At 42.0% G+C, this 23,468-nt stretch carries 15 protein-coding genes; 9 read left to right on the top strand and 6 right to left on the bottom strand.

Annotated features, from left to right (window positions below; all coding sequences use genetic code 11):
* From ACBR23_RS10205 to ACBR23_RS10215, 3 genes are all read left to right on the top strand, one after another.
* A partial coding sequence (locus ACBR23_RS10205; RefSeq protein ID WP_371125644.1) for a calcium-binding protein occupies positions 1 to 1,039 on the top strand: 1,039 nt, incomplete at its 5' end.
* Between the two features lie 869 nt (positions 1,040 to 1,908).
* Entirely contained in the window at positions 1,909 to 4,980 is a 3,072-nt protein-coding gene (locus tag ACBR23_RS10210) for an ATP-binding protein (protein WP_371119439.1), read from the top strand.
* Positions 4,981 to 5,015: 35 nt separating this feature from the next.
* Positions 5,016 to 6,155, top strand: coding sequence for an adenylate/guanylate cyclase domain-containing protein (locus ACBR23_RS10215; RefSeq protein WP_371119440.1), 1,140 nt, complete (start codon positions 5,016 to 5,018; stop codon positions 6,153 to 6,155).
* A 5-nt stretch (positions 6,156 to 6,160) separates the two neighbouring features.
* Here the strand turns inward: ACBR23_RS10215 and ACBR23_RS10220 are convergent, their stop codons facing one another.
* Complete coding sequence (locus tag ACBR23_RS10220; RefSeq protein ID WP_371119441.1) at positions 6,161 to 7,441, bottom strand: recombinase family protein; 1,281 nt, start codon at positions 7,439 to 7,441, stop codon at positions 6,161 to 6,163.
* A gap of 3 nt (positions 7,442 to 7,444) precedes the next feature.
* Positions 7,445 to 7,804 (bottom strand): VOC family protein, encoded by a 360-nt coding sequence (locus ACBR23_RS10225; protein WP_371119442.1) that lies wholly within the window; start codon positions 7,802 to 7,804, stop codon positions 7,445 to 7,447.
* Between the two features lie 480 nt (positions 7,805 to 8,284).
* Here ACBR23_RS10225 and ACBR23_RS10230 point away from each other — a divergent pair, with 480 nt between their 5' ends.
* The 4 genes from ACBR23_RS10230 (at position 8,285) to ACBR23_RS10245 (ending at position 16,206) form a co-directional block, all read left to right on the top strand.
* Positions 8,285 to 13,783 (top strand): AAA family ATPase, encoded by a 5,499-nt coding sequence (locus ACBR23_RS10230; protein WP_371119443.1) that lies wholly within the window; start codon positions 8,285 to 8,287, stop codon positions 13,781 to 13,783.
* 159 nt (positions 13,784 to 13,942) lie between these two features.
* Entirely contained in the window at positions 13,943 to 15,178 is a 1,236-nt protein-coding gene (locus tag ACBR23_RS10235; protein WP_371114740.1) for an adenylate/guanylate cyclase domain-containing protein, read from the top strand.
* Positions 15,179 to 15,206: 28 nt separating this feature from the next.
* Complete coding sequence (locus ACBR23_RS10240; protein WP_371114741.1) at positions 15,207 to 15,818, top strand: DUF6272 family protein; 612 nt, start codon at positions 15,207 to 15,209, stop codon at positions 15,816 to 15,818.
* 34 nt (positions 15,819 to 15,852) lie between these two features.
* On the top strand, positions 15,853 to 16,206 hold the full coding sequence (locus ACBR23_RS10245; protein WP_371114742.1) for a hypothetical protein: 354 nt from the start codon (positions 15,853 to 15,855) through the stop codon (positions 16,204 to 16,206).
* Between the two features lie 14 nt (positions 16,207 to 16,220).
* Here ACBR23_RS10245 and ACBR23_RS10250 read toward each other — a convergent pair whose 3' ends face one another.
* Both ACBR23_RS10250 and ACBR23_RS10255 read right to left on the bottom strand, forming a co-directional pair.
* The gene (locus ACBR23_RS10250) at positions 16,221 to 17,600 is read right to left on the bottom strand and encodes an ATP-binding protein (RefSeq protein ID WP_371119444.1); all 1,380 of its coding nucleotides are present in this window, start codon (positions 17,598 to 17,600) and stop codon (positions 16,221 to 16,223) included.
* 213 nt (positions 17,601 to 17,813) lie between these two features.
* Positions 17,814 to 18,629 carry an alpha/beta fold hydrolase gene (locus tag ACBR23_RS10255; protein ID WP_371114744.1) on the bottom strand — a complete coding sequence of 272 codons (816 nt, stop codon included), beginning with the start codon at positions 18,627 to 18,629 and terminating at the stop codon, positions 17,814 to 17,816.
* A gap of 157 nt (positions 18,630 to 18,786) precedes the next feature.
* Between ACBR23_RS10255 and ACBR23_RS10260 the strand changes: the two genes are divergently transcribed.
* Entirely contained in the window at positions 18,787 to 18,987 is a 201-nt protein-coding gene (locus tag ACBR23_RS10260) for a hypothetical protein (RefSeq protein WP_340518803.1), read from the top strand.
* A gap of 189 nt (positions 18,988 to 19,176) precedes the next feature.
* Positions 19,177 to 20,988, top strand: a complete 1,812-nt coding sequence (locus ACBR23_RS10265; RefSeq protein ID WP_371119445.1) for a BamA/TamA family outer membrane protein — start codon at positions 19,177 to 19,179, stop codon at positions 20,986 to 20,988.
* Between the two features lie 237 nt (positions 20,989 to 21,225).
* On the opposite strand, the gene ACBR23_RS10270 is transcribed toward ACBR23_RS10265, so the two are convergent.
* Positions 21,226 to 21,705 (bottom strand): hypothetical protein, encoded by a 480-nt coding sequence (locus tag ACBR23_RS10270; RefSeq protein WP_341739262.1) that lies wholly within the window; start codon positions 21,703 to 21,705, stop codon positions 21,226 to 21,228.
* A gap of 67 nt (positions 21,706 to 21,772) precedes the next feature.
* On the bottom strand, positions 21,773 to 23,446 hold the full coding sequence (locus ACBR23_RS10275; protein WP_371120929.1) for a glycosyltransferase family 39 protein: 1,674 nt from the start codon (positions 23,444 to 23,446) through the stop codon (positions 21,773 to 21,775).
* Positions 23,447 to 23,468: the final 22 nt, after the last annotated feature.

Consider the following 23,468-nt stretch of genomic DNA (forward strand, 5'->3'; position numbering starts at 1 on the left):
CACACCCACACCCACACCCACACCCACACCCACACCCACACCCACACCAACTCCCATTCCTGGTACTGATGATTGCTTGTGCGATCGCGTCAGCGCCCCTGAATTCAACTCTGCCAGCATTATTCCTAACCCCGTTCAACAAACTCAGGGCGGCGGTAGCACTGCGGATTTCATTATGGGTGCCTCCCTCAACGACTTGATTAATGGGCTGTCTGGGAATGACACCCTCTACGGTATGGGCGGCAATGACAACATTGATGGTGGTGCCGATAACGATTCAATTTTTGGCAATGATGGTGCCGATTTGATTCAAGGTGGCGATGGCAACGATACTATCTATGCGGGGAAGGATAATGACACTGTTTTGGGTGGTGATGGCAACGATTTTTTGAGGGGAGATTTTGGTAAAGATACGATGGCTGGTAGTATCGGCAATGATACTATTTTTGGTGGCAAAGATGACGATATCTTGTTCGGTGAAAATGGCGATGACTATCTTTTAGGCAACTTAGGAAATGACACAATTAATGCTGGAAATAGCAATGATATTGTGTTTGGTAATGAAGGTGCAGACCTGATTTTTGGTCAAGCTGGCAATGATACGCTTTACGGTGGTAAAGAAAACGACAGTCTTTGTGGTGGCGATGGTAATGATTTAATTTTTGGTGGTAATGATAGCGATATTGTATATGGTTGTGCCGGCAATGATACGCTTTACGGTGGCAAAGGTAACGATATTCTCAGTGGCGGTAGTGGTGCGGATTTCCTGAGTGGTGATGCTGGGGACGATACTTTGACTGGTGGTTCGGGAAATGATGTGTTTGTGTTAAGTCCGAATGGGGGAAGCGAGTTGATTACTGATTTCCGCAAGGGTGAGGATTTAATTGGATTGAATCCTGGTTTGAGTTTGAGTCAACTCAGCATTATTTCTAGCAATAATCAAGTGTTGATTAGTGTGAGTGCCACTGGTCAATTGCTGGCAAATTTGAATGGTGTACCGGCTAAGACTATTACCGCTAGTGATTTCATTAGTCTGTAGTGATTATAGTTGCCAAACAAACTATATCGAGATCTGATCGGAGGTACGATCGAGAATTGGTAATATAAAATCCTCTCTTCATCGTCCTGTATTAAACTCTCTCTTCTCTTCCTTCGCGTCCTTCGCGCCTTCGTGGTTAAATCATTCCGATACAACCGGAATTGATATAATAGGCAATAGGTAATAGGTAATTGGTAGTTGGTAATTAGTAATGCCCTATACTTCGATACTTTTATAAGTCTTTCCTTCCCAAACTTGGCGGAGAATTGTTTCTTGTACGGGATGTAATTTTTTTGGCAATCGTGCGCGAGTTAGGTTTAGTACCTCATCGATCGTCATAACTGGCAATTATCTGGTAAGGGTATTGTAGATATTATCACTCGCGATCGACTCTAAAGCTGAGTACGATCGCCTCATTGCCACGCAATTTTTTGAGAATGGGTCTCTCACTCGATTAAAACTATTGACAATAATTACATCTTGTGTTAATAGCGTTCCCTGAGCGATCGGCATAACCTAATTTTAAGAGGAGCTCCTAGCTGCAAGGGAGCTTTGCCTACTTTTTTGAGGCTTTTTCTCGATAGTTAGCTAAAATGTCATGTATGTGTCACATTTGTTCGTCCAGCTACAATTAAAATGTGACAGTTGACATTGCTAATGGTTTGTCAATTAATGCTAACTTAATTAAAAGTATTTTGATAAGCCTACTTTTATTCATCAACAAAGTCTCCGATGCCTGGAACCCAGGTCTAGGAAATATCGTCGGGGAAATGCTACAAGATTGAGTTTAGTCATCCACCAGAATCTTCGCTCCGATTTCTCCCTGAATTACTCCCAGCCAACTGTATTATCTGCCAATCGCAAACATTATGTTGGAATTAGTCAAAAATATATTTTATCCTACTCAATATATGCCACACGGTCATTGCTATCTGTGGCAAACGCCTTTGGTGTGGCTCCACGTAACGGGCGATTTTTTAATTGCGATCGCCTATTTTTCAATTCCCATGATGCTGATTTATTTTGTATTAAAACGGCGGGATGTTCCTTTTTTAGGAATTTTTGCTTTATTTGGTGCATTTATTATTCTGTGCGGCACTGGTCACTTGCTAGAAATTTGGACTCTGTGGCATTCCGCCTATTGGTTATCTGGGATAGAAAAAGCCCTCACTGCAATGGTTTCATGTTACACTGCTGGACAGATGGTAACACTATTACCACAATTTCTTTCATTAAGAACTCCCCAAGAATTAGAAGAAATAAACAGCAAATTGGAGGCTGAAATATTAGTAAAAAAACAGGCAAGATTAGAGTTGCGTAGGGCCTATGACGACTTAGAAATTAAGGTGCAAGAACGCACATCCCAGTTGATTGAAACCAACAAGTGCTTAGAAAAAGAAATTGGGGAGCGCCAGCAAGCCGAGTTAAAATTGCGGTCTGTTACCGAACGCTTGCAATATTTATTGGCGACAACTCCGGCAGTAATTTTTAGCTGCCAACTAGGCGGAAATTATGACGTGACATTTGTTAGCGAAAATATTTTTTTAATGATTGGTTATGAAGCCCAAGAATTTATAAATTGTTCCCTTGATTGGTATACCTTGATTCACCCAGAAGATAGAGAAAATGTGAGTAATTTGTTCGCTCAAATATTGGAAAAAGAATCAATTTCCTACGAATACCGCGAACTGCACAAAGACGGTAGTTATCGGTGGATCTACGATGAGGTTAAGTTGGTAAAAGATGCTGCGGGTGTACCTATAGAGTGCGTTGGTTATGCCGTAGATATTACTGCGCGTAAACAAGCGGAAATCACCTTGCAGCAACAACTCAAAAGGGAGAGGCTAGTGAATTCCATTCAAGAGCGGATTCGTTCCTCTCTTAACCTGGAAGAAGTGCTGACAATGGCTGTGGAAGAAGTCCGGGATTTTTTGGCAACAGATAGAACAGTTATTTATCGTTTTAACCCAGATTGGAGTGGCTTTATTGCCGTTGAGTCAGTGGCAAAAAATACGATGCCGATTTGGGGAATTGACATTAATGATAATTGTTTTCGGGAACACTACGTGTCTGTTTACGAGCAGGGACACATTCGGGCGATCGACAATATTTACACGGCGGGTCTTTCTGAGTGTCACCTTAATTTACTGAGCCAGTTTGAAATTAAAGCTAACCTGGTGGTTCCCATTTTGCAAGGTGAAAAATTATGGGGACTACTGATTGCTCATCACTGTCGGAGTCAAAGGCATTGGAACTCTTCTGAGATAGAATCTCTTCAGCAAATTTCCGTGCAGCTAGCAATTGCTATCCAACAATCCATTCTTTTTGAACAAGCCAAAACAGAAATTCACGAACGCAAAGTGGCAGAATTGGCATTACAAAAAGCTGTCTTAGCTGCGGATAGAGCTAACCGTGCCAAAAGCGAATTCCTCTCTTCTATGAGCCACGAATTGCGGACTCCTCTGAATGCCATTTTGGGATTTAGTCAGGTGATGGTGCGCGATTCATCTTTGAACAATCAACACCAGCAGCATCTACAAATTATTAATCGCGCGGGAGAACACTTGCTTTCCTTAATTAATGACATTTTGGAAATGTCGAAAATCGAAGCAGGCAGAAGTCAACTTAATGAAAGCAGTTTTAATTTAATCAGTCTGTTAGAAACCTTAGAAGAAATGTTCCGATTGAAAGCTAAATCTAAGAAATTGCTGCTAAATTTTGAAGTAGCTGAAGGCGTACCGCACTTTGTGAAGGGAGATGATGGTAAATTGCGTCAAGTTTTGATTAATCTGATCGGCAATGCGATCAAATTTACAGACACTGGTAGCGTTACCTTGCGAGTAAAAAATCAGGTAGAAACAAGTTTGACTGTTCAAACCGCAGATTTTAGGCTCCCAAAAACAATCACCACCGACACGGTTTCCCTAAAGTCGGCATCGCCGGAATTTGATGCTGTAAATATGAATTATATTCCTCCGGTATCGTTACGGGTTAATTTTGAAATTGAAGATACCGGTGCTGGGATTGCCCCAGAAGAGATGAATAAATTATTTCAGCCCTTCGAGCAAACAAAAACAGGTTATAAATCTCAAGAAGGCACTGGATTAGGTTTACCAATTAGTCGCAATTTTGTGAAAATGATGGGAGGAGATATTAGTGTCAAAAGTACAGTTGGTTTGGGAAGTAAGTTTTCATTTGATATTGAATTCAGGCTGGCAGATCCTAGCGATGTTAAAATGCTTAAACCACAGAAAAAAGTAATTGGTTTAGCACCGGATCAACCAGAATACCGGATTTTGGTGGTTGACGATCGCCCTGACAACTGTCTAGTCATAGTCAGATTATTGTCACCCCTAGGCATCATCGTGCGAGAAGCTAGAAATGGGCAAGAAGCTATTGCTATATGGGAGGAGTGGCAACCGCACCTGATTTGGATGGATATGCAGATGCCTGTGATGAATGGCTATGAAGCTACCAGATTGATTAAAGCTCATCCCCTCGGTAAAAAAACCATGATTGTGGCTCTCACTGCTAGCGCTTTTGAAGAGGAACGAAAAACTATTTTGGCCGCAGGCTGCGATGATTTTATGCGTAAACCCTTCGAGGCCAATATACTATTTTCGATCATGGAAGAACTTTTAGGTATCAGGTATGTTTATGAAGAGCCTGTTGAGGTAAAACTCGACAATGAAAATACAATTAGCGTAGCTGCTAGCAATCTCTCTGTGGAATCGCAACTGAGTCAAATGCCTCTAGATTGGATGCAGAAGATATCTGATGCTGCTCATGAATGTTCCGACGATAAAATTGTTCAGTTGATTGATGAAATACCTAGAGAATTTGATTCATTCGCAAAAATCTTAACGGCTTTAGCCCATGATTTTCTATTTGATGATATTATAGAATTAGCAACATCGGCCGTTAAAGACCGTCAATGTTAAGATTTTTTATGAAAAATAAGTAAGTCTTCCATCTTATGGACAGCAATCAAGATCCTACAATTTCAGCCAGCATTCTCGTAGTTGACGATACGCCACATAACGTGCGACTATTATCAACAATCCTCACGGGACAAGGATATCAGGTTCGTAAAGCGCTAAATGGGCAAAGGGCGCTCGCTACAGTGCAAGAGTTTCCGCCGCATCTCATTTTGCTGGACGTGATGATGCCAGAAATGAATGGGTATGAGGTGTGCGAACATTTGAAATCTTCACCAACTACCAGTTCGATTCCAGTGATTTTTTTAAGCGCCTTAGATGATGCTTCAGATAAGGTGAAAGCCTTTGATGTGGGAGCAGTTGACTATATTACGAAACCTTTTCAAGAGAAAGAAGTGTTGGCACGAGTGGCAAATCAGCTAACCATTAAAAGTCAAAAAGAACTACTTCAAGAACAAACTAACCAATTAGAAGAAATTGTCGGACGTTTGGAAAAAGAAATTAAAGAGCGGCAGGTAGCTGAGCTAGCTGTACGCCTTGCTCAAGAAAAGTCCGATCATTTATTGTTAAATATTTTACCAGCAGCGATTGTTGAAGCTTTGAAAAAAGGGGAGAATACTAATGCTGAGAGATTTGACTCAGCAACAGTTTTATTTGCCGATATTGTTGATTTTACTTCTATTGCTTCCAGAATATCACCTCTAGAATTAGTGAAGTTTCTCAACCAAATTTTTTCAAAGTTTGATGAATTAACTGAAAAACACGGTTTGGAGAAAATTAAAACGAATGGGGATGCTTATATGGTAGCGGGGGGGTTGCCGGTGTCGAGGCCCGATCATGCAGAAGCGATCGCCAATATGGCCTTGGATATGCAGGAAGCGATCGCTGATTTTAAAACAGATAGGGGGGAACCTTTTCAAATTCGGATCGGCATCAATACAGGGCCTGTAGTTGCTGGAGTCATTGGTACTAAAAAATTTAGCTATGACTTGTGGGGAGATACTGTGAATGTTGCTTCTCGGATGGAATCTCAAGGATTACCAGGGTGTATTCAAGTTACTACTGCTGTTTACCAGCAGTTAAAAAATGACTATGTATTTGAGGAAAGAGGTTCGATATCGGTAAAAGGTAAAGGAGAGACGATCGCCTATTTGCTAACCAGCAAAAAATATGATTAGCTGCCTTAAAAAATGAAGATTATTTCCAGTTTCCAATTTGTATTCTCCCGGACTATCTCAATGCGATCGATAAATTCTCGAAAATAAAACCTGCGTTCCGATTCTGATAAGTCGAGCCAAAATTGCGGCAGAGAAACAGTTTGAGCTGTTTCTCGCAAATTAACTGGCGGTAGTTGCGCCAATTTGCTTTGCAATTGTGCCATTTCGGTGCGGATTTTGTAGGCTCTCAATTCGGCAGTTTCTGTGTCTAAAATGCCATTTTCTATCAGGGTGGCTAGTTGATTGATGATTTGTTCTTTAAATTCGATCGCCCTACCAATTCCTGCTTTGATTCCATTCATATCCGGCATCTGTAACCCGGCCACAGCAGCGGGTAAATTCTGACAAATTCCGCTGATGGTCGATTGCAATACTTCATCGTAGGAAAGGCCGCTACATTTAGCCGGCCGACAACAGTTAATCGGCCGTAAATAAAGGTATTCTCGGTCTTTGCGGTAGGATGTAACTTTTGCTACTGTCATGGGCGATCGACATTCCGCACAAATCGCTAAACCAGCAAGGGAACGAGGGGCGCTGGCGGTGCGGGGAGGCAGGCGGCGATTGCGGCGCAGCAACCTGTCTATTTGAGCTGCTTCTTCTCTGGAAATAATAGGGACATGGGTATTAGAAATTACTTGACCATTTTGATATTCTAAATCGCCTCGGTAGGCGGGATTTGTCAGCCAGCGACGGCCTGTGCTGACAGAGATTTTTTTGTTGTATTTCTTGGCTAAATAGCGCACGGAACCTCGCAAGGAACCGTAGATTAAAAAGTGTTCAAAAAAGTCTTTGACGGTGGGGGCGGTGCTTTTATCGATGGTGTAGCGCTCTTTGCTACGCCGATAGCCGTAGGGAGCTTTACCCGGTGGAATCTTGGCTTTGATTCGGTTGCGGGCGTGTCCTTTGCGAATGCTGCGGCTATGTTGGCTGCGCTGGATTTCTGCTAGGAGTTTGAGCAAGTTTGCTCTGTTTTCTGTTTGTTTTTCGTCTGTGACAATTAGTTGGATGCCGAGGTTTTCCAGTTGTTCTAGGCTGGTGCAAACTTGCTGCACTGTGTCGCCTAGTTCTTCAAACCGCTGAATTAACAGGTATTTGACTGGTTCTGTGGCGCAGTCTTTTAGGAGTTGTTGCAGTTGCTCTCGCCCTCCTAAGTCTTGATAAGTGCGATCGACTTCTTGGCCCCAAAATTCAGGCGTCGGTGCTGTTTCTAGGAGAGGTTCAGTGTAAGAGTAGGCGATGATTTTCATCTGTTACTGGCTGAGTTCGATGATATTACCGTCGGGATCTTGGGTAAATAATGCCGATCGACCTGATGCACTCATTTGTACTGGGCAATGATGAGCGATTAATTGCTCTTTAGCTAGTTCTAAGTTAGCAACAGAAAATGCTAGATGTTGGTTGCGTCCTAATTTTTCATAATCTACGGTATTTGGGATAATTTTTTCTGCTACAATTAGGTGGATTTGGAAGTTACCTACTTGATACCAAATACCTGAAAAATTTAATTTTCTTTCAATTTGTTGCATTCCTAATACGGTGCTATAAAAGTGTTGGGATTTTTCGATATTAGAAATTAGTAGGGCACTGTGGAGGGTTTGGGTAATTTGCATTTTTTTTCAGACCTTTTAATTTCGCGCTTATATAAAAATTGTGAGCCACAGATTTATCATAACATGATCTGTTACTTTGAATACAGATAGAGCTACAAAATCAATGTTATGCACTGTCTCGATATTAATTTATTTTTCACATTATGCAGCCGTCTAAATTCTAATATATACTTCGCCAAAAAATCCTTAAATAATTAATTTATGTAGCGATATAATATCTTACCAGATATGACTTTTTAAGTCGATCGCTCCTGGGAAGCAAGCGCTGCAAAAATTTTCAAGGCAATTGATGTGGTTCGTCCTCTGTTTTCTATCTACCGAGCTTTATTTTGTGGTCAAATCTTCCCGAAACCTTGGGGGTCATAGTAAACTAATAGACATCTGCGATCGTTCTTGTGAAACAGACATCCCTTCGATGATGCACCTACCGCACTATTATTTATATTACTATAACCAACAACTTACTAGAAATTAGAAACTATGACTCCGCTCTCAATTTCCGGCTACCGCGCTATCGAACTACTCTACTCCGGTCCCAGAACCTTGGTGTATAGAGGTTTTTCTGAATCAGATAATCAACCAGTCGCGATCAAATTGCTCAAGTCTGAGTATCCGACTTTCAGCGAACTGGTGCAGTTTCGCAATCAATACACCATTGCTAAAAATATCGATCATTCCGGGATTGTCAAACATTTAAGTCTAGAACCATACCGTAACGGCTTTGCCTTGGTGATGGAGGACTTTGGGGGTATTTCTCTGGCAGAATACGTCGTCAATGATGCCTTTGGAATTTATGGCAAATTCACCAATCGTTTAGCTGATTTTTTGCAGATAGCCCTTCAAATTTGCTCGGCTTTAGAAGCGATATATCAAAACAGAATTATTCACAAAGATATCAAGCCACAAAATATTATAATCAACCCTCAAACTCAACAAATAAAAATCATTGACTTTAGTATTTCTTCCCTTTTGTCTAGGGAAAATCAAGAAATTAAAAATGCTAATATCTTGGAAGGGACTTTAGCTTATATGTCTCCCGAACAAACGGGAAGAATGAATCGTGGGATTGACTACCGCACCGATTTTTACTCCCTAGGAGTAACTTTTTACGAACTGTTGACAGGACAATTGCCATTTTCATCAAACGAACCCATGGAATTGGTTCACTGTCACATTGCTCGCCAGCCCATTCACCCGATCGCCCTAAATCCAGCCATCCCCCAAGTATTGAATAACATCGTGCTAAAACTGATGGCAAAAACAGCAGAAGCACGCTATCAAACAGTTACAGGCTTCAAACATGATTTAGAACTCTGCTTAAAAGCATACTCCAATACTGGCACTATTGAACTGTTTGCATTAGGCCGCAGAGACATTTCTGACCGCTTCGTGATTCCCGAAAAACTGTATGGCAGAGAGATCGAAGTTTTGACCCTATTAGCGGCTTTCCAGCGCGTCGCATCTCCCCAGGCAAATTCCCTAACTACAAATTTAAAAACCTCCTCTAACAGCGTCCAAAAAACTCATAAATTACGCCGTATAGCTACTACTGAAATAATGTTGATATCGGGATTTTCCGGGATTGGTAAAACGGCTGTCGTGAACGAAATTCATAAACCAATAGTTCAGCAACGGGGATACTTTATCAAAGGAAAATTCGACCAATTTAGGCGCGATATTCCCTTCTCCGCTTGGGTGCAAGCTCTGCAAAAGTTAATGGAACAATTACTCACAGAAAGTGTCGAGCGAGTTGAACATTGGCAATCGGAAATCCTGTCAGCTTTAGGTGACAATGCTCAGATAATTATTGATGTAATTCCCGAATTAGAACTGCTGATTGGCAAGCAACCTCCTGTCCCAGAATTAGAGCCTAGTCCGGCACAAAATCGGTTCAATCTGCTATTTCAAAAGTTTATTCGTGTCTTTGCTACCAAAAATCACCCCTTAGTTATTTTCTTAGATGATTTGCAATGGGCAGATTCAGCCTCTTTGAAATTAATGCAATTGTTGCTGGGCGAATCTGAAGGGCAACATTTGCTGTTAATTGGTGCCTATCGAGATAATGAAGTTTCCAATGTTCATCCATTAATGCTGACTTTATCCGAAATTCGTAAGCTAGGTACGAGTTCATCTTCTGTGCCCAGTCATGGGAGCGATCGCCCAGCCCCTATAATTAATCAAATTACTCTCGCGCCACTTTCCAAACTTGACTTGAATCGTCTGGTTGCTGATGCTTTAAGTTGTCCGCTAGAACGCTCTCTTTCCTTGACGGAATTGATTTTTCAAAAAACTCAAGGCAATCCTTTTTTTAGCAATCAATTCCTCAAGAAGCTCTACGAAGATAAGTTAATTTATTTCGATTTAAACACTAAAAACCAGGGCGAGTACGCACCATCCACGGCGCCGACTGGGACTGCGGGGGGGTGGCAGTGCGATATTAGTAAAATCAGAGAATTGGCAGTTAGCGATGATGTCGTCGAGTTTATGGCCACTCAATTGCAGAAATTGCCGATCGCCACTCAATATGTTTTAAAGTTAGCTGCTTGTATTGGCAGTCAATTTGATTTAGAAACCTTGGCTGTTGTTTGCGAAAAATCTCAAGGAGACACGGCGGCTGACTTGTGGAAAGGATTGCAAGAAGGTCTAATTTTACCGCAAAGTCAAGTTTACAAGTTTTTTACAGAGGATGGGGAGGCAGCACCCTTAGCTGTTGCCGATTGTCCATTGCCAAGTTACAAATTTTTGCACGATCGCGTTCAACAAGCTGCCTATTTTTTAATTACTGATGATGCCACGCAGTTAACTCACCTTAAAATTGGCAGATTGTTGTTGAGTAATACCCCAGAATCTGAAAAAGAAGAGCGGATATTTGATATTGTCAACCACTTGAATATGGGAGTGGAATTAATTGTCGATCGCACTGAAAGAAATCAGCTAGCTTCCTTGAATTTATTAGCAGGGCGCAAAGCGAAAACTTCTACAGCCTATGCTGCTGCTGTTGATTACTTAACCATGGGTCGCCATTTACTACCAGATGATAGCTGGAGCGATTTATATGACTTAACCCTAGATATTTATGTAGAATCGGTAGAAGCAGAATATTTGAATACCAATTTTGATTTATCGCAACAACTGACAGAAATAGTTCTATCTCACTCGCGAAATCTCCTCGATCAATTCCGAGTTTACGAAGCACGAATTCAGTCTTATATTGCTCAAAATCAGATGAAATTAGCAGTAGATACTGGATTGGAAGTTTTGGGGATGCTTGGTGTTGCTTTGGAAACAGAACTCCCTGGGGAGGAGGAAATTTCGGGCTTAGCCGATCTGCCAGAAATTAAGGATGCTTATAAAATTGCTGCTTTGAGGATTTTATGTGCGATCGCTTCTGCGGCTTATCTAGCCAGTCCCGAAATTTACCCCACCGTTGTATTTACCATGGCAGATATTTGTATCAAATACGGGAATTCTGCCCCTGCTAGTTATGCCTATGCTTGTTGCAGTTTAATTTGTGAAGTAATCGGAGAAATTGAATTAGGTTATCAATACGGTCAACTATCCTTACAGGTATTAGATAAATTTCCATCTCCCGAATTTAACTCAAAAGTTGTGATGGTTTATAATGCCTGCGTCAGACATTGGAAAGAACCGACTCGCTCGACTCTACCTTATTTGCTATCGGCAGTCCAAAGTGGTTTAGAAACTGGCGATATTGAGTATGCTTGCTATGCTGCTATGTATCTTTGCATCTACAGCTTTTTTAGCGGGGAAGACCTAAAATTAGTAGATCAAAAATATGAGCATTATCTGGAACTAATGCTCGATTCTAAACAAGAATATCAGACTTACTATACCCAAATATGGCGACAATTAGTATTGAATTTACAAGGATTAGCTGAGGATAATTGTCGGTTAGTGGGGGAAAGTTTCAATGAAGATGAAATGTTGCCTGTTTTGTTGGCCGCCAATAATGTATCTTCCATATTTGGGATTTATTTTGCTAAAATGGTTGTGAATTATTTGTTGGGCGATCGCGATCGGGCCCTGGAAAATGCCCAGCTAGCAGAGCAATATGTCGCGGGAGTCGGCTCGTTAATGATGGTTCCACAGCACAACTTCTATCATTCCCTCGCCCTGCTAGCACTGTATCCCCATGCTGAGGCGATCGCAGCAGAACAATACTTAAGCCAAGTGAGAAACAATCAGGAAAAAATGCAAACCTGGGCGTTTCATGCACCGATGAATTATCAACATAAGTATGAATTAGTATCAGCAGAAATAGCACGAGTATTAGGAGACAGGCTGGAAGCGATGGATTTGTACGATCGCGCCATTGTGACAGCCAAAGAAAACCAATACCTCCAAGAAGAAGCACTAGCAAACGAACTGGCTGCTAAATTCTATCTGGAATTAGGCAAAGATAAAATTGCCAGCGTCTATCTAACTGATGCTTATTATGCTTATGCTCGCTGGGGTTCTCCGGCAAAAATCAAAAACCTGGAACAAAACTATTCCCAATTACTCGCTCCCATCCTCCAACAAACAACAAGCCTATATGGATGCATAACAATTGCTGAAACTATGCTAGAGGGCGTTACTAGCACTAGCAAAAGTATGTCCAAATCCCTAGACTTAGAAACAGTAATCAAAGCTTCTCAAGCCATATCTGGAGAAATAAATGTAGATGAATTACTCTCAACTTTAATCAAAATACTCAACGAGAATGCTGGCGCTTCTCTGAGCTATATTATTTTAGAAATTGATAGTGAATTATGGATAGTTGCTAAATGTTTAAACGAGCAATCTTATTTGCCTAATATTTTGATCGCTCAAAGCGAAGAACTTCCCATCACTGCCATTAACTACGTCTGGCGTACTAGAGAAACCTTGGTAATTAACGATATTGCTACTGAAAATATGTTTGCTGCCGACCCCTACATTATTGAGCACCAACCTAAATCGGTGTTGTGTACTCCCATTGTTAACCAAGGTAAGGCGATCGGCATTTTGTATTTAGAAAATAGTCTCGCCACCGGTGCCTTTACGGCGGACAGATTAGAAGTCTTAAAAATCCTATCTTCCCAAGCTGCTATCTCCATTGAAAATGCTCTGTTATATCAAACTCTTGAAGATAAAGTTGAAGAACGTACTGCCGAACTAGCCCAAGCAAATCAAGAAATTTCTGCCCTCAACCAGCGCCTCAAAACCGAAAATATTCTGATGAGTGCCGAACTGGATATCCTCAAACAAATGCAGCAGTTAATTCTGCCCAAACCAGCCGAACTCCAAGCAATAAAAGGCTTAGATATTGCGGGATTTATGGAACCAGCGGATCGAGTAGGTGGCGATTACTACGACGTACTGTGTACGGAGGGAGTTGTGACAATCTGCATTGGAGATGTTACAGGACATGGATTAGAAAGTGGCATTTTGATGGTGATGACTCAAGCAGCAGTCCGCACTCTTCAGGAACTGCAAGAATCCGAGCCAGTCCGTTTTTTAGATACCCTGAATCGCACCATTTACAAAAATGTCCAGCGCATGAAATCTGACAAAAATCTGACCCTCGCTCTGCTGAATTACGCCGACGGTAAAGTTAGTATTAGCGGTCAACACGAGGAAATTATCGTGGTCAGAAAAGGTGGTCAGATTGAAAGGATTGACACAATAGATTTAGGATTCCCCATCGGCTTAGATGAGGATATTTCAGATTGGATTAGTCAGGTTGTAGTAGACTTAGAGCCTGGGGACGGGGTAGTGCTTTATACTGACGGCATCCCCGAACCCAGAAATATCGAGCAAGAATTTTACGGTATAGAAAGACTCTGTGAAGTGGTTTCTGAAAACTGGCATCGCAGCGCCGAAGAAATCAAGCAAGCCACCATCGATGATTTACGAAAATTTATGGGAGAAGAAAAGGTACTTGATGACATTACTTTGCTAGTATTGAAGCAACAGGGAAATATTGTGCATAATTGACGATCGCCTACGAGAGAGCAGCTTTAGAGGAGCGATCGGGGATTTGGGGGCGCAGAATGTCAGAAGCAACCGGATTTACCGATCGCATCGCGTAACCTCTAATAATTTACAGCTAGCGATTGAAACATTTTTTTGCTCCCAACTTCACAAGTATAAAATATGACAACCCAGATTAATTTAGCAAAATCTACATCTCCTGAAGAACTCAAGACTCAGCTACAGGATTTGATGGAGAAACTTGAAGAAGTCGAAGATGAAAAAAATAGCTATGAAACTTTAGTAGAAATTATCACGGAGCATTCCACGGATTTGGAAAACCAAATCCGTCATAATAATCGAGAGATGCAGACTTATATCGAGCAGGTAAAAAAGGTGATAGATGCAGCTATCGCTGTGAAAAACAACTGCTTTGAACCTCAGATATTGTCCGATGTCGCAGCGCGCAGTGATACGCTGGGAGAACTGGCACAGGTTTTCTCCCATATGGTGCAAACGGTGAAAGCGCGGGAACAGGAATTAGAGAAACTTTTGCAGGCTTACGGACGTTTTGTTCCCGATGAATTTCTCCAATTTCTGGGAAAGCAGAGTATTGTGGATTTCCAGCTTGGAGATCACGTCAGCAAAGAGATGGCTATCATGTTTTCTGATATCCGTTCGTTCACCACAATGGCCGAGCAAATGACTGCTCAACAAAACTTTAACTTTATCAATAGCTATTTACAGCGAATTAGTCCCGGAATTCGCAATCACAATGGTTTTATTGTCAAGTATATGGGAGATGGAGTGATGGCAGTTTTTCCCGAAGGGGTTGATGATGCCATTCAGGCTGGAATTGTGAAGTTAGAGGAGTTGCAAAAATACAATCAAAGCCGTAAAATCAATGGAGAGATTCCGGTGAATATTGGCATTGGTATCCATGTTGGTGATACGATGGTGGGGATTATTGGTGAAGCAAATCGGATGCAAGCCGATGCCCTGTCCGATCATGTGAATATCACGGCTCGTCTGGAAGGTTTGACTAAGTATTATGGCGTATCTTTATTAATTTCAGGAGAGGTGGTACAACGTTTGAGTCAACCGTCCAAGTATCGTATTCGCTTTTTGGATCGGGCGATTGTGAAAGGTAGACAAGAAGCGATTACTGTTTGTGAGGTGTTAGATGTTGAAGTAGAACCAGTGCGATCGCTCAAAATTCTAACTTTGCCTATTTTTGAGGATGGACTAGAACAATATTGTCAGGGAAACTTTGCTAATGCCAAAGTTTGTTTTGAAAAAATTGTGGGGTTAAATCCCGATGACAAACCCAGCCAAATTTATCTAGAACGCATCCAAGCACTTTTAGAAAATAGTATTCCGGCTAACTGGAATGGCGTGTGGCAATTTACCCAGAAGTGACCTAAAAAAATAATTGGAGGGAGACAATATGACATCTGGAAGCTTGGAGAAAGGGATAGAAATTTTTGGAGAATTTATCCAGGAATTTCCCCCGGATCATGACTCCCTAGAACTTACATTTACTCCCAGTTCTCGCCCCATCAAGCAGCGCTGGCGAAACAATCGGGTATCTGCTCATTTTGTAGCAGATTATTTGTCTAGTTTTTTACCAGTGGACGAGCAGAATTTTAGCAGCGAAAAACGAATTAAACAAATCAAAGGAGCCGTGAGCTATATTGCTAATGAACTGTTAGAAAATGCTATAAAATTTAGTGATGATGACTGTAGTCACAAGGTAAGGTTTGGGATTCACTTTATCGGAGAAGATGATGTAACAGCGGTAATTTATGCTACGAATCATGTGAAGGAAGCAGCAGCTCATAAATTGCAGGAATTCATTAAAGAACTGCTGATTTCTGACTCTAATGAACTCTATTTACAGCAGCTTGAAAAAAATGCTGAAATAGAAAGTGAAACATCGGGATTAGGATTGCTGACGATGATTAATGACTATGCTGCTAAGATAGGTTGGAAATTTGAGTCGATAGCTGATGGTCTCCCTATGCTCGCTATTACGACCCTCGTTCAAATTAGTGTTTAGTCGAGCCAGAATTCACTCAGGAAACCACAAAACTATGGATATTCAAGAACTTAAAGGTCAAGACTACTTTATTCAATACGATCCAGAATCGGTGACAGTCTCTTTCAAAGGTGAACTCAGCTTAGATGGAGCGTCAGATTATAAGCCCATAGTTGATTTATTAGATGAAGTTGCTAGTTTAGAACCTCCTCACATTACTTTGAACCTCAAACAACTGGAGTTTCTTAACAGTTCTGGTATTAATATGCTCTCCAAGTTTGTTATTAGTGTGCGGAAAAAGAAAACGATTGAACTGTTGGTAACAGGTTCAAATGATGTTCCTTGGCAACAGAAATCTCTTAAGAATTTAGAAAAGTTGTTGCCAACCTTGAAGCTGCAATTGGAGTGATTTTTGTTAACTGTTTAAGTTTGTTGCACCGGCAATTCAATGATAAATTCGGTTCCCTGAGACGGTTCTGACTCGCACCGCAGAATGCCACCGTGATTTTCTACTAAAATTTTATAGACTATCGACATTCCTAAACCGGTGCCTTTACCGATTTCTTTAGTTGTAAAAAACTGCTCGAACATTCGTTCTTTTACGTCAGCCGTCATTCCCGCTCCTGTGTCAGCAATGCGGACGATAACTCGATCGCTTCCTGCTAGCTCGGTACGGATATAAATCTTTAATAAAGCATTTGGTCGTTCTTCTGCTGCTTCTTCCAAAGCATCGATCGCGTTGCTAATCAAATTCATAAATACTTGATTTAGTTGTCCGGCATAACACTCTACAGGAGGCAATTTTCCGTAATCTTTAACTACTTCTATATCACGACCAATTTTTTTAGAATTCAGACGGTTTCGCAAAATTAACACGGTGTTTTCAATGCAGTCGTGCAAATCGCATTGGGTCATGTTAGTATTATCAGTCCGCGAAAAGTTCTGCATCGATTTGACTATTTCGCGGATGCGATCGGAACCCATTTGCATCGAAGACATCACTTTCGGCAAGTCTTCCACTAAAAAATCTAGCTCCATTTCTTCGATTTGATATTTTATTTCATCACAGGGGTTAGGATAGTTTTCTTGATAGAGACGCAGGAGGTGTAGCAAATCTTGAGTATAAACTTCTACATAGCTTAAGTTGCCGTAAATAAAACTAATGGGGTTATTAATTTCGTGGACAATACTAGCCATTAGTTCTCCCAGAGAAGACATTTTTTCGCTTTGCAGGAGTTGAGCTTGAGTTTCTTTGAGTTCGCACAGGGTGCGCTTTAGTTCATCGGCTTGAGATTCCGAAGTAGCCCTAGCATTACAACTTTCTTGATAAAGTTCAACTTGTCTGAGATCTATTTCAAATTGTTCCATTTCGCTTTCTTCTTGATATTGACTCACCACTGCATCAAAAGCTGCGAGCAGTTCGCCGGAAGCGGAGGCTACAATGTACAATAGGTGAGGATTATCTGGCTTTAGGTCGGCATCGGGAACCTGTACTAATGCTCTTATGCGATCGATATATTCGCGCACCTGTTTATCTAAATACAGGGGCGCTTCAAAATACATTGATTTGACAACGGGCGAAGGGGGAGTTAATAAGTTGATGCTGCTGTCAGTGTAGATTAACCCACGGTGAGATTTTTCCATAAGAGCGATCGCCTCTAGCAATTGAGCCCGCAATGTTTCTCTTTCTGCTGTTTCTAGAGAGCCAACCAACCTCATGGCAAAAAATGCCGTTTTTTGAGAAAGCATTCGCTGTCGCCCACTGACGTTAATGAGAGCAGCGCTAATTTTTCTAGCGGTCATAATTTCTTCAAGATTGAAGTAGTTTTTGAATGCCACGATAGGTAATACCTCCGACTCAACTGAATGTCTGTAACTCCTGGTCGCAGAAGATAGGGTCATCATAAAAAAATGTTTTCACTATACTGTCAAAAATATAGTCCCTAGGTGGGTCTTTAAGTAGTATAATTAGTCACAGTTTTTAAGTCAGTATTACAATCTATGTTTATACAGGATCTAGGTCAATTGCTCAAAAAAATTTCCCATCAGATTTGCCATCATTTCTGGTTGAGTTTGGGGCAACCCATGAGTCCCGTTGGGAATAATAGCTAATTCTGCTTTTGGTATTTCCTTGGCGTAGGTTTGAGAATGCCACAGAGGAATTGTTTCGTCGTTATCTCCGGTAATTACTAAAGTGGGAATTTGCAATTTGTGAATGTCTTTTTCCACGGTATCAATGGCGTCTTCCGGGCGCATCCGACTCATTAAAAAAGAGCGAGCTACTGGTTGAGACATTAACTCCCGCCGCCAACCCCATATTTGCTGTAATTCGTTACTTTTTCCGGCTAAATTAGCAAAAGGTTTTGCCAATTGTAGAGTCCAATCAACGATCGGCGTTTGCCACAGTAGGGGCCGCAAAGCATCATATTGACCGCAAAAACTGTCGTCTCGAATTCCAGCAGGCGCTGCTAACACTAAACTGCTGACGGAATTTGTGTATTTGAGAGCATAGGCAGCCGCCACCCAACCCCCAAAAGAATGTCCGATAATACAGCAGGGTTCGATATTTAGTTGTTCTACAACTTGTCGCACAAAAGCAACCTCTAGGGAAACATCGTAACAGATTTCTGGTTTGCTAGATTCTCCAAAACCTAACAAATCTAAACTAATGCAGCGAAACTGAGATTGCAATAACTCAATGAGCGGGAGCCAGCAAGTCTTTTCTCCAAAGAAACCGTGCAGCATTAATAACGGTTGCCCGCACCCGATGTCGAGGTAAGTGGCTTGTTGGGTATTGCCATTGACAAATGTACTCAAAGTGTGCTTCTGCATTGTTCTTGACTCCTGGTACTGGAGGGATGTTTGTAAACTATTGTTACCATACAAGCATCCAAAGGTTAAACTTCATTACGGAGTGGAAAATCCAAAAACTATTGTGATAGTCTCTATTATGATTTTAAATACTGCAAACATAAAGCAGGAGAACACTTTGAACTCCAACTTAAAACAATACCCAGCTTGTTCGCTGCGCGAAGATGTGAGTGAGTACGTGGCACACCTACAGCTTCACATGACTTTACAGGCTCGCAACTTACTCCCTACCATTACACAGGCTAAGGACAGTCGCGAACAACTTTTGCAGCAGACTCAGGCTCATTTTGAGAAACGAGTATCTAGACAAGCTCTTTAAATCGTAAGTTGACGATCGCCCAATTTGATTCGGTGTCCCTGGATTTAGATCCGGGGTCAATTTATAAAATCTACAATTCAAAAAATCTCCAATCTCACATCCATTGACGATCGCCCGGTTTCTATGATGGCATACGCATAGTGGTCGGTTTTCGGTAATATGCGGTGGATGTTTGAAAAAGAGATTTTTATGCGTATTCTAAATATTCAGGCGATCGCAATTTTGACTCTAGCCACATGGGCTGGGGGGGAATTAGGAGCCAAAGCTGCAACTGAGGTGAAATTGGCAGAAGCAGAAGCAGCAGCAGCAGATAGCCTGTCGATAAATCCTGTGGCGGTAGAAGCTCCATCACCCTCTGTTAAAGTTAAATCCAGCCCAAGTAAAGATTTTGCCTTGGTGTTAAAAACTGCCCGTAGCCCAGGGGCGGTGGTTGAAATGCCGGAATCAGATCAATTCCGGTTTGATCGGAATGATTTAACCGCGAAGGCGCGAAGTACGCGAAGGAAGAGAAGAGAGAGTTTAATAATTCCGATGCTAACGGATTTTAGATCGTTAGATATTTCTCCAGACATTTCCCAAAAAGCGGGTATTGAACAGGCTGGATGCCTATTCCACGGGAATGATACCAGCAGTTTATGCAATGGCCAAGCCCGACAGCTAGAGGGTACTGCACAGGTTTCTCAAGCTGGAGATGTGGGCGGTATCTACGTTGCAGAGGTGAAAATTCGGTTTGTCAATTCCAAAGGGGAAGCCGTTGACAAGCAAGGGAATCCGATTCAGGGCAGAATTTCTGAAGATTTTATCCGTGGCGAACTCAAACTCAAGGCGGGGGATAATTACAGTCAGGATGTAGTGCGATCGGATTTGCAGCAGTTGCAGCAATTGGGATTGTTTGACATGGTGACGGTTTCTACTGAAGAAGTTGGCACTGATATTAATGTTATATACAACGTCCAAGAGCGATCGGCTCGGTCTTTTGGTGTGAGTGCGAGTTTGAGTGATGACATTGGCTTAGCGATTCCTCTGTCTTATACAGATCGCACTTTAGGTACAAATCCGCAACGCCTGTCGGTGGAAGTTCAGCCCAGCCTCCGAGATTTCGAGTATGATGTCCAATTTGTCAGCCCTTACGTTGCCGCCACTGATACTTTGGGATACAGTGTGAGAACTTTTCGCGATCGCCGAACATCGGAAATTTTCAACAACGATATTAACTTGCCCAATGGCAATCGAGTTCGAGAAATTCGGATGGGAGGAAATCTGGCATTTACCAAGCCTTTGGGGGATTGGCGAGGGACTTTGGGATTGAATTATACAAATATCAGCACCCGCGATCGTAATTTGAATATCGCCCGCCGTGACGAACTAGGAAACCCTCTCACTTTCAGCGGCACTGGTGTTGACGAATTATACACTGTTTCTTTTGGCGCCACGCTCGATCGGCGCAACAATCCCTTCAACCCAAGCAGCGGCTCGGTTCTCAGCCTCAGCACCGAACAATCCATCCCCCTGGGACAAGGGAACATAGTGAGCAATAAATTATTAGCTAATTATATACAATATATACCGCTGAATTTCCTCGGCCGTGGCGATACGGAAGCATTGCCAGAAACCTTAGCTTTTAACCTGCAAGCAGGGACGGTAATTGGAGATTTGGCACCCACAGAAGCTTTTCGTCTCGGTGGGCGGAATTCCGTGCGGGGTTACGACACAGGAGATCTCGGTAGCGGGCGGAGTTATTTCCTAGCTTCCGGGGAATATCGGTTTCCCGTCAGTAGAGATGTGGGCGGGGTAATATTTGTCGATTTTGCCTCAGATTTGGGAACCGGAGACAGCGTGTTGGGGAAACCGGCGGTGGTGAGGGACAAACCGGGTACTGGGGCTGGTTTTGGCGTGGGAGTCCGAGTGCGATCGCCCTTGTTGGGATTAATCCGCTTTGATGTGGGTGTTAGCGATGGCGGCGACATCAAATTTGTACTTGGTACAAGGCAGCGATTTTGAATTATTGATACTCCCCACCGATGAATCGGGGGGATTCTTGAAGAGTCCAAACTCTTTTAAGATACCAGGGGCGGGTTTTATATAGCAATCCTAAATCATTTGTGAATTTCTTACTCCCGGACCTTAATAAGGGGAGGGTTGGGGTGGGGTAAAAAACTTTACGACTCCTGCAAGGACTGCTATAGATGGTAGGTTTACCCTACAAAGAATGAAACAGCCCTGCCCCTACAACTCCCCTTAAAAATTGGCGGCGTAAGTTAATTCAAATTGGCGGCCTAGGGTGATACAGCAATAGTGTGGTCGATCGAATACTAAATTGTAATTCATTTCCCCATCTATTTTGATTACCGGTTGTTTTAAAGGGATGCCATGAATGTTATATTGGCGACGCTCTAAGGCACTCCAGTCAATGATTTTGATATCGATTTGGTTCTGCAATTCACTGGCTAACAAAAATAGTTCCATCTTGTCTTGAACTTTGCCAGTTAAGGGTATTTTCATTAACACTAACTGAGTGACAAGGGGTTTTTGTTCGTTGGGAAACTTCTGGGTGTGGCAATGTCCAAGTTCTATATCATAAGGTTCTACCTTGAATTTGTCTTTGGAAAGAAGGGAAGATGCGTGCAAGTCTTTGAGGCACTTTTCCAGGTGGGGAATCAACCCCAAGTCTGGATCGCATAGGAGTTTGCGAATATTGGAAGTTTCGGTGACTGTCATGTTAGATTTTTGATGTTATTTTTTGATTCTTACTTTTAGCTTAGCGCTAAAGGGATCGGTCTAAAATCTATTTTTTGGTGAGTTTCCAGAGATTAAGCTCGACTGTATCGGTAATGGGGTCTATTTTATAGTTTTGCTGCTGGATTCCCGATCGCAATACTGAGGATGGTCTGTATAAAAACAGGTCACTAAAACCCTTGGGAATTGTAGGTACTTTGGGTTTGGCAAGTGCCAATTCCCGATTTTTGTAGCAAGCAGTGTAGCAGCGGGGTGCAATTAGTAGTTTGACTTTTGGTTCTAGCTGATAGCTTAAAGGCATAATATATGCTATATTGGCATCGCTAATGATTAGCGGCTTGGTGGCTTGATTAATCGCCTTAGCTACTTCTATTTCCGTGCGTAGCCAACCACTGCCTTTATTCCACCAAATGTCTGCTTGAGAAATTATTCCCGCGGATATAATGCCGGCAGAAAACAGTGCAACCATAATGAATTTCCACACATTTTGGTGCTTATTACCATCGAGATTGCCACTAATTTTTATAGACAGTAGATAAGCAACTGCTAGCTGAATTCCCACATAACATGGCACTAAATATCGCGGATTTGCCGATCGCCTTCCACCTTTAAGTATATCGGGTACTGCTAAAAATAACGCCGTTGTTGCAATTGTTAACAATATCAATAGCCAAACTCGTTTTGGTGTATGTCGGCACAGGAAAAACATTGCATATCCCACCAAAGCGAGGATAATTAGACTCACAGGAATTAGTAAGGCTACTTGTGTGGTACTAGCACTGCCATCAATGCCTAGATCGAAAAAGGCGATGGTGACGGAACCAACCCACCTGCTAACTAATTTTAAGATATTTGCCTGTTCAGTCCAGACTGTGGTGCTTTTAATTTGATTGATGTTTTCTGAAACATTGATAACCGAAGGCATGAAAGCGATAAATGCTACTAAAGCTGCTACATAATAGGAAATAAAGGTTTGAATATCGCGCCAGTTGGCAATGATTGCGATGTAGATTGCATGGGCGGCGGCGACGCAGATAAATAACAAGTGGGTGTAAAGTCCCATTGCTAAGGTTACTGCGTAAATTATCCAGTGGAAAATCAGCGAAATGGGGTTGAGATTTTCCTGTACCCGCGTTGCTCGCAGCAGGGATGCTGTTGATACAATAGTAGTGACAGTCCACAAACTGTATTGTCTGGCTTCTTGGGCAAACAGAATATGGTAGGGAGAAATGGCAAAAATGGCGATCGCCATCCATGCTACAGTGCTAGAGGCAAATAATTCCCAAGCTAGCCAATAAATGGCGGGAAATACTAGCAAGCTAATCGCCACAGCTAAACTTCTCATGGCTGTGACAGAACTGCCGAACCATTGCCCCCAATATCGGGCTAGTATGTAATACAGTGGCGGGTGCTGGGAGTCTTCGGTTGCTAAAGAATGTAGGGTGTCAGTTAAATTGTGTTCGGGATTTATCTGTTGATATTTTTGTAAATCTGAGGGCGATGTTATTTGCTGGTAAGAAAAGTTTTTGACCATTTCGGCTTCGGTGTAGCCGGCAACTCTCAGGGAAGTATAGGTTTCGTCGATCCAGTAAAACTTGCGATCGATATTTGCAAAACGAAAAAATATACCCAGGACTAATATAAATATCATTAAAAATCGCAACCCCTTGTGCAGTGGATGATGCTGAGAAATTAGTCGATCGCCATTTTTCGGAAATTCCATTTTAAATAAACTCACTTGGGGT

The organism is Microcoleus sp. (genome assembly GCF_041354475.1).
Classification (GTDB): domain Bacteria; phylum Cyanobacteriota; class Cyanobacteriia; order Cyanobacteriales; family Microcoleaceae; genus Microcoleus.

Bases quoted from the DNA above. Each gene is read 5' to 3' on its own strand.
- ACBR23_RS10210 (WP_371119439.1), top strand. From the start codon at position 1,909: ATGTTGGAATTAGTCAAAAATATATTTTATCCTACTCAATATATGCCA.
- ACBR23_RS10215 (WP_371119440.1), top strand. From the start codon at position 5,016: ATGGACAGCAATCAAGATCCTACAATTTCAGCCAGCATTCTCGTAGTT.
- ACBR23_RS10220 (WP_371119441.1), bottom strand. From the start codon at position 7,441: ATGAAAATCATCGCCTACTCTTACACTGAACCTCTCCTAGAAACAGCA.
- ACBR23_RS10225 (WP_371119442.1), bottom strand. From the start codon at position 7,804: ATGCAAATTACCCAAACCCTCCACAGTGCCCTACTAATTTCTAATATC.
- ACBR23_RS10230 (WP_371119443.1), top strand. From the start codon at position 8,285: ATGACTCCGCTCTCAATTTCCGGCTACCGCGCTATCGAACTACTCTAC.
- ACBR23_RS10235 (WP_371114740.1), top strand. From the start codon at position 13,943: ATGACAACCCAGATTAATTTAGCAAAATCTACATCTCCTGAAGAACTC.
- ACBR23_RS10240 (WP_371114741.1), top strand. From the start codon at position 15,207: ATGACATCTGGAAGCTTGGAGAAAGGGATAGAAATTTTTGGAGAATTT.
- ACBR23_RS10245 (WP_371114742.1), top strand. From the start codon at position 15,853: ATGGATATTCAAGAACTTAAAGGTCAAGACTACTTTATTCAATACGAT.
- ACBR23_RS10250 (WP_371119444.1), bottom strand. From the start codon at position 17,600: ATGACCGCTAGAAAAATTAGCGCTGCTCTCATTAACGTCAGTGGGCGA.
- ACBR23_RS10255 (WP_371114744.1), bottom strand. From the start codon at position 18,629: ATGCAGAAGCACACTTTGAGTACATTTGTCAATGGCAATACCCAACAA.
- ACBR23_RS10265 (WP_371119445.1), top strand. From the start codon at position 19,177: ATGCGTATTCTAAATATTCAGGCGATCGCAATTTTGACTCTAGCCACA.
- ACBR23_RS10270 (WP_341739262.1), bottom strand. From the start codon at position 21,705: ATGACAGTCACCGAAACTTCCAATATTCGCAAACTCCTATGCGATCCA.
- ACBR23_RS10275 (WP_371120929.1), bottom strand. From the start codon at position 23,446: ATGGAATTTCCGAAAAATGGCGATCGACTAATTTCTCAGCATCATCCA.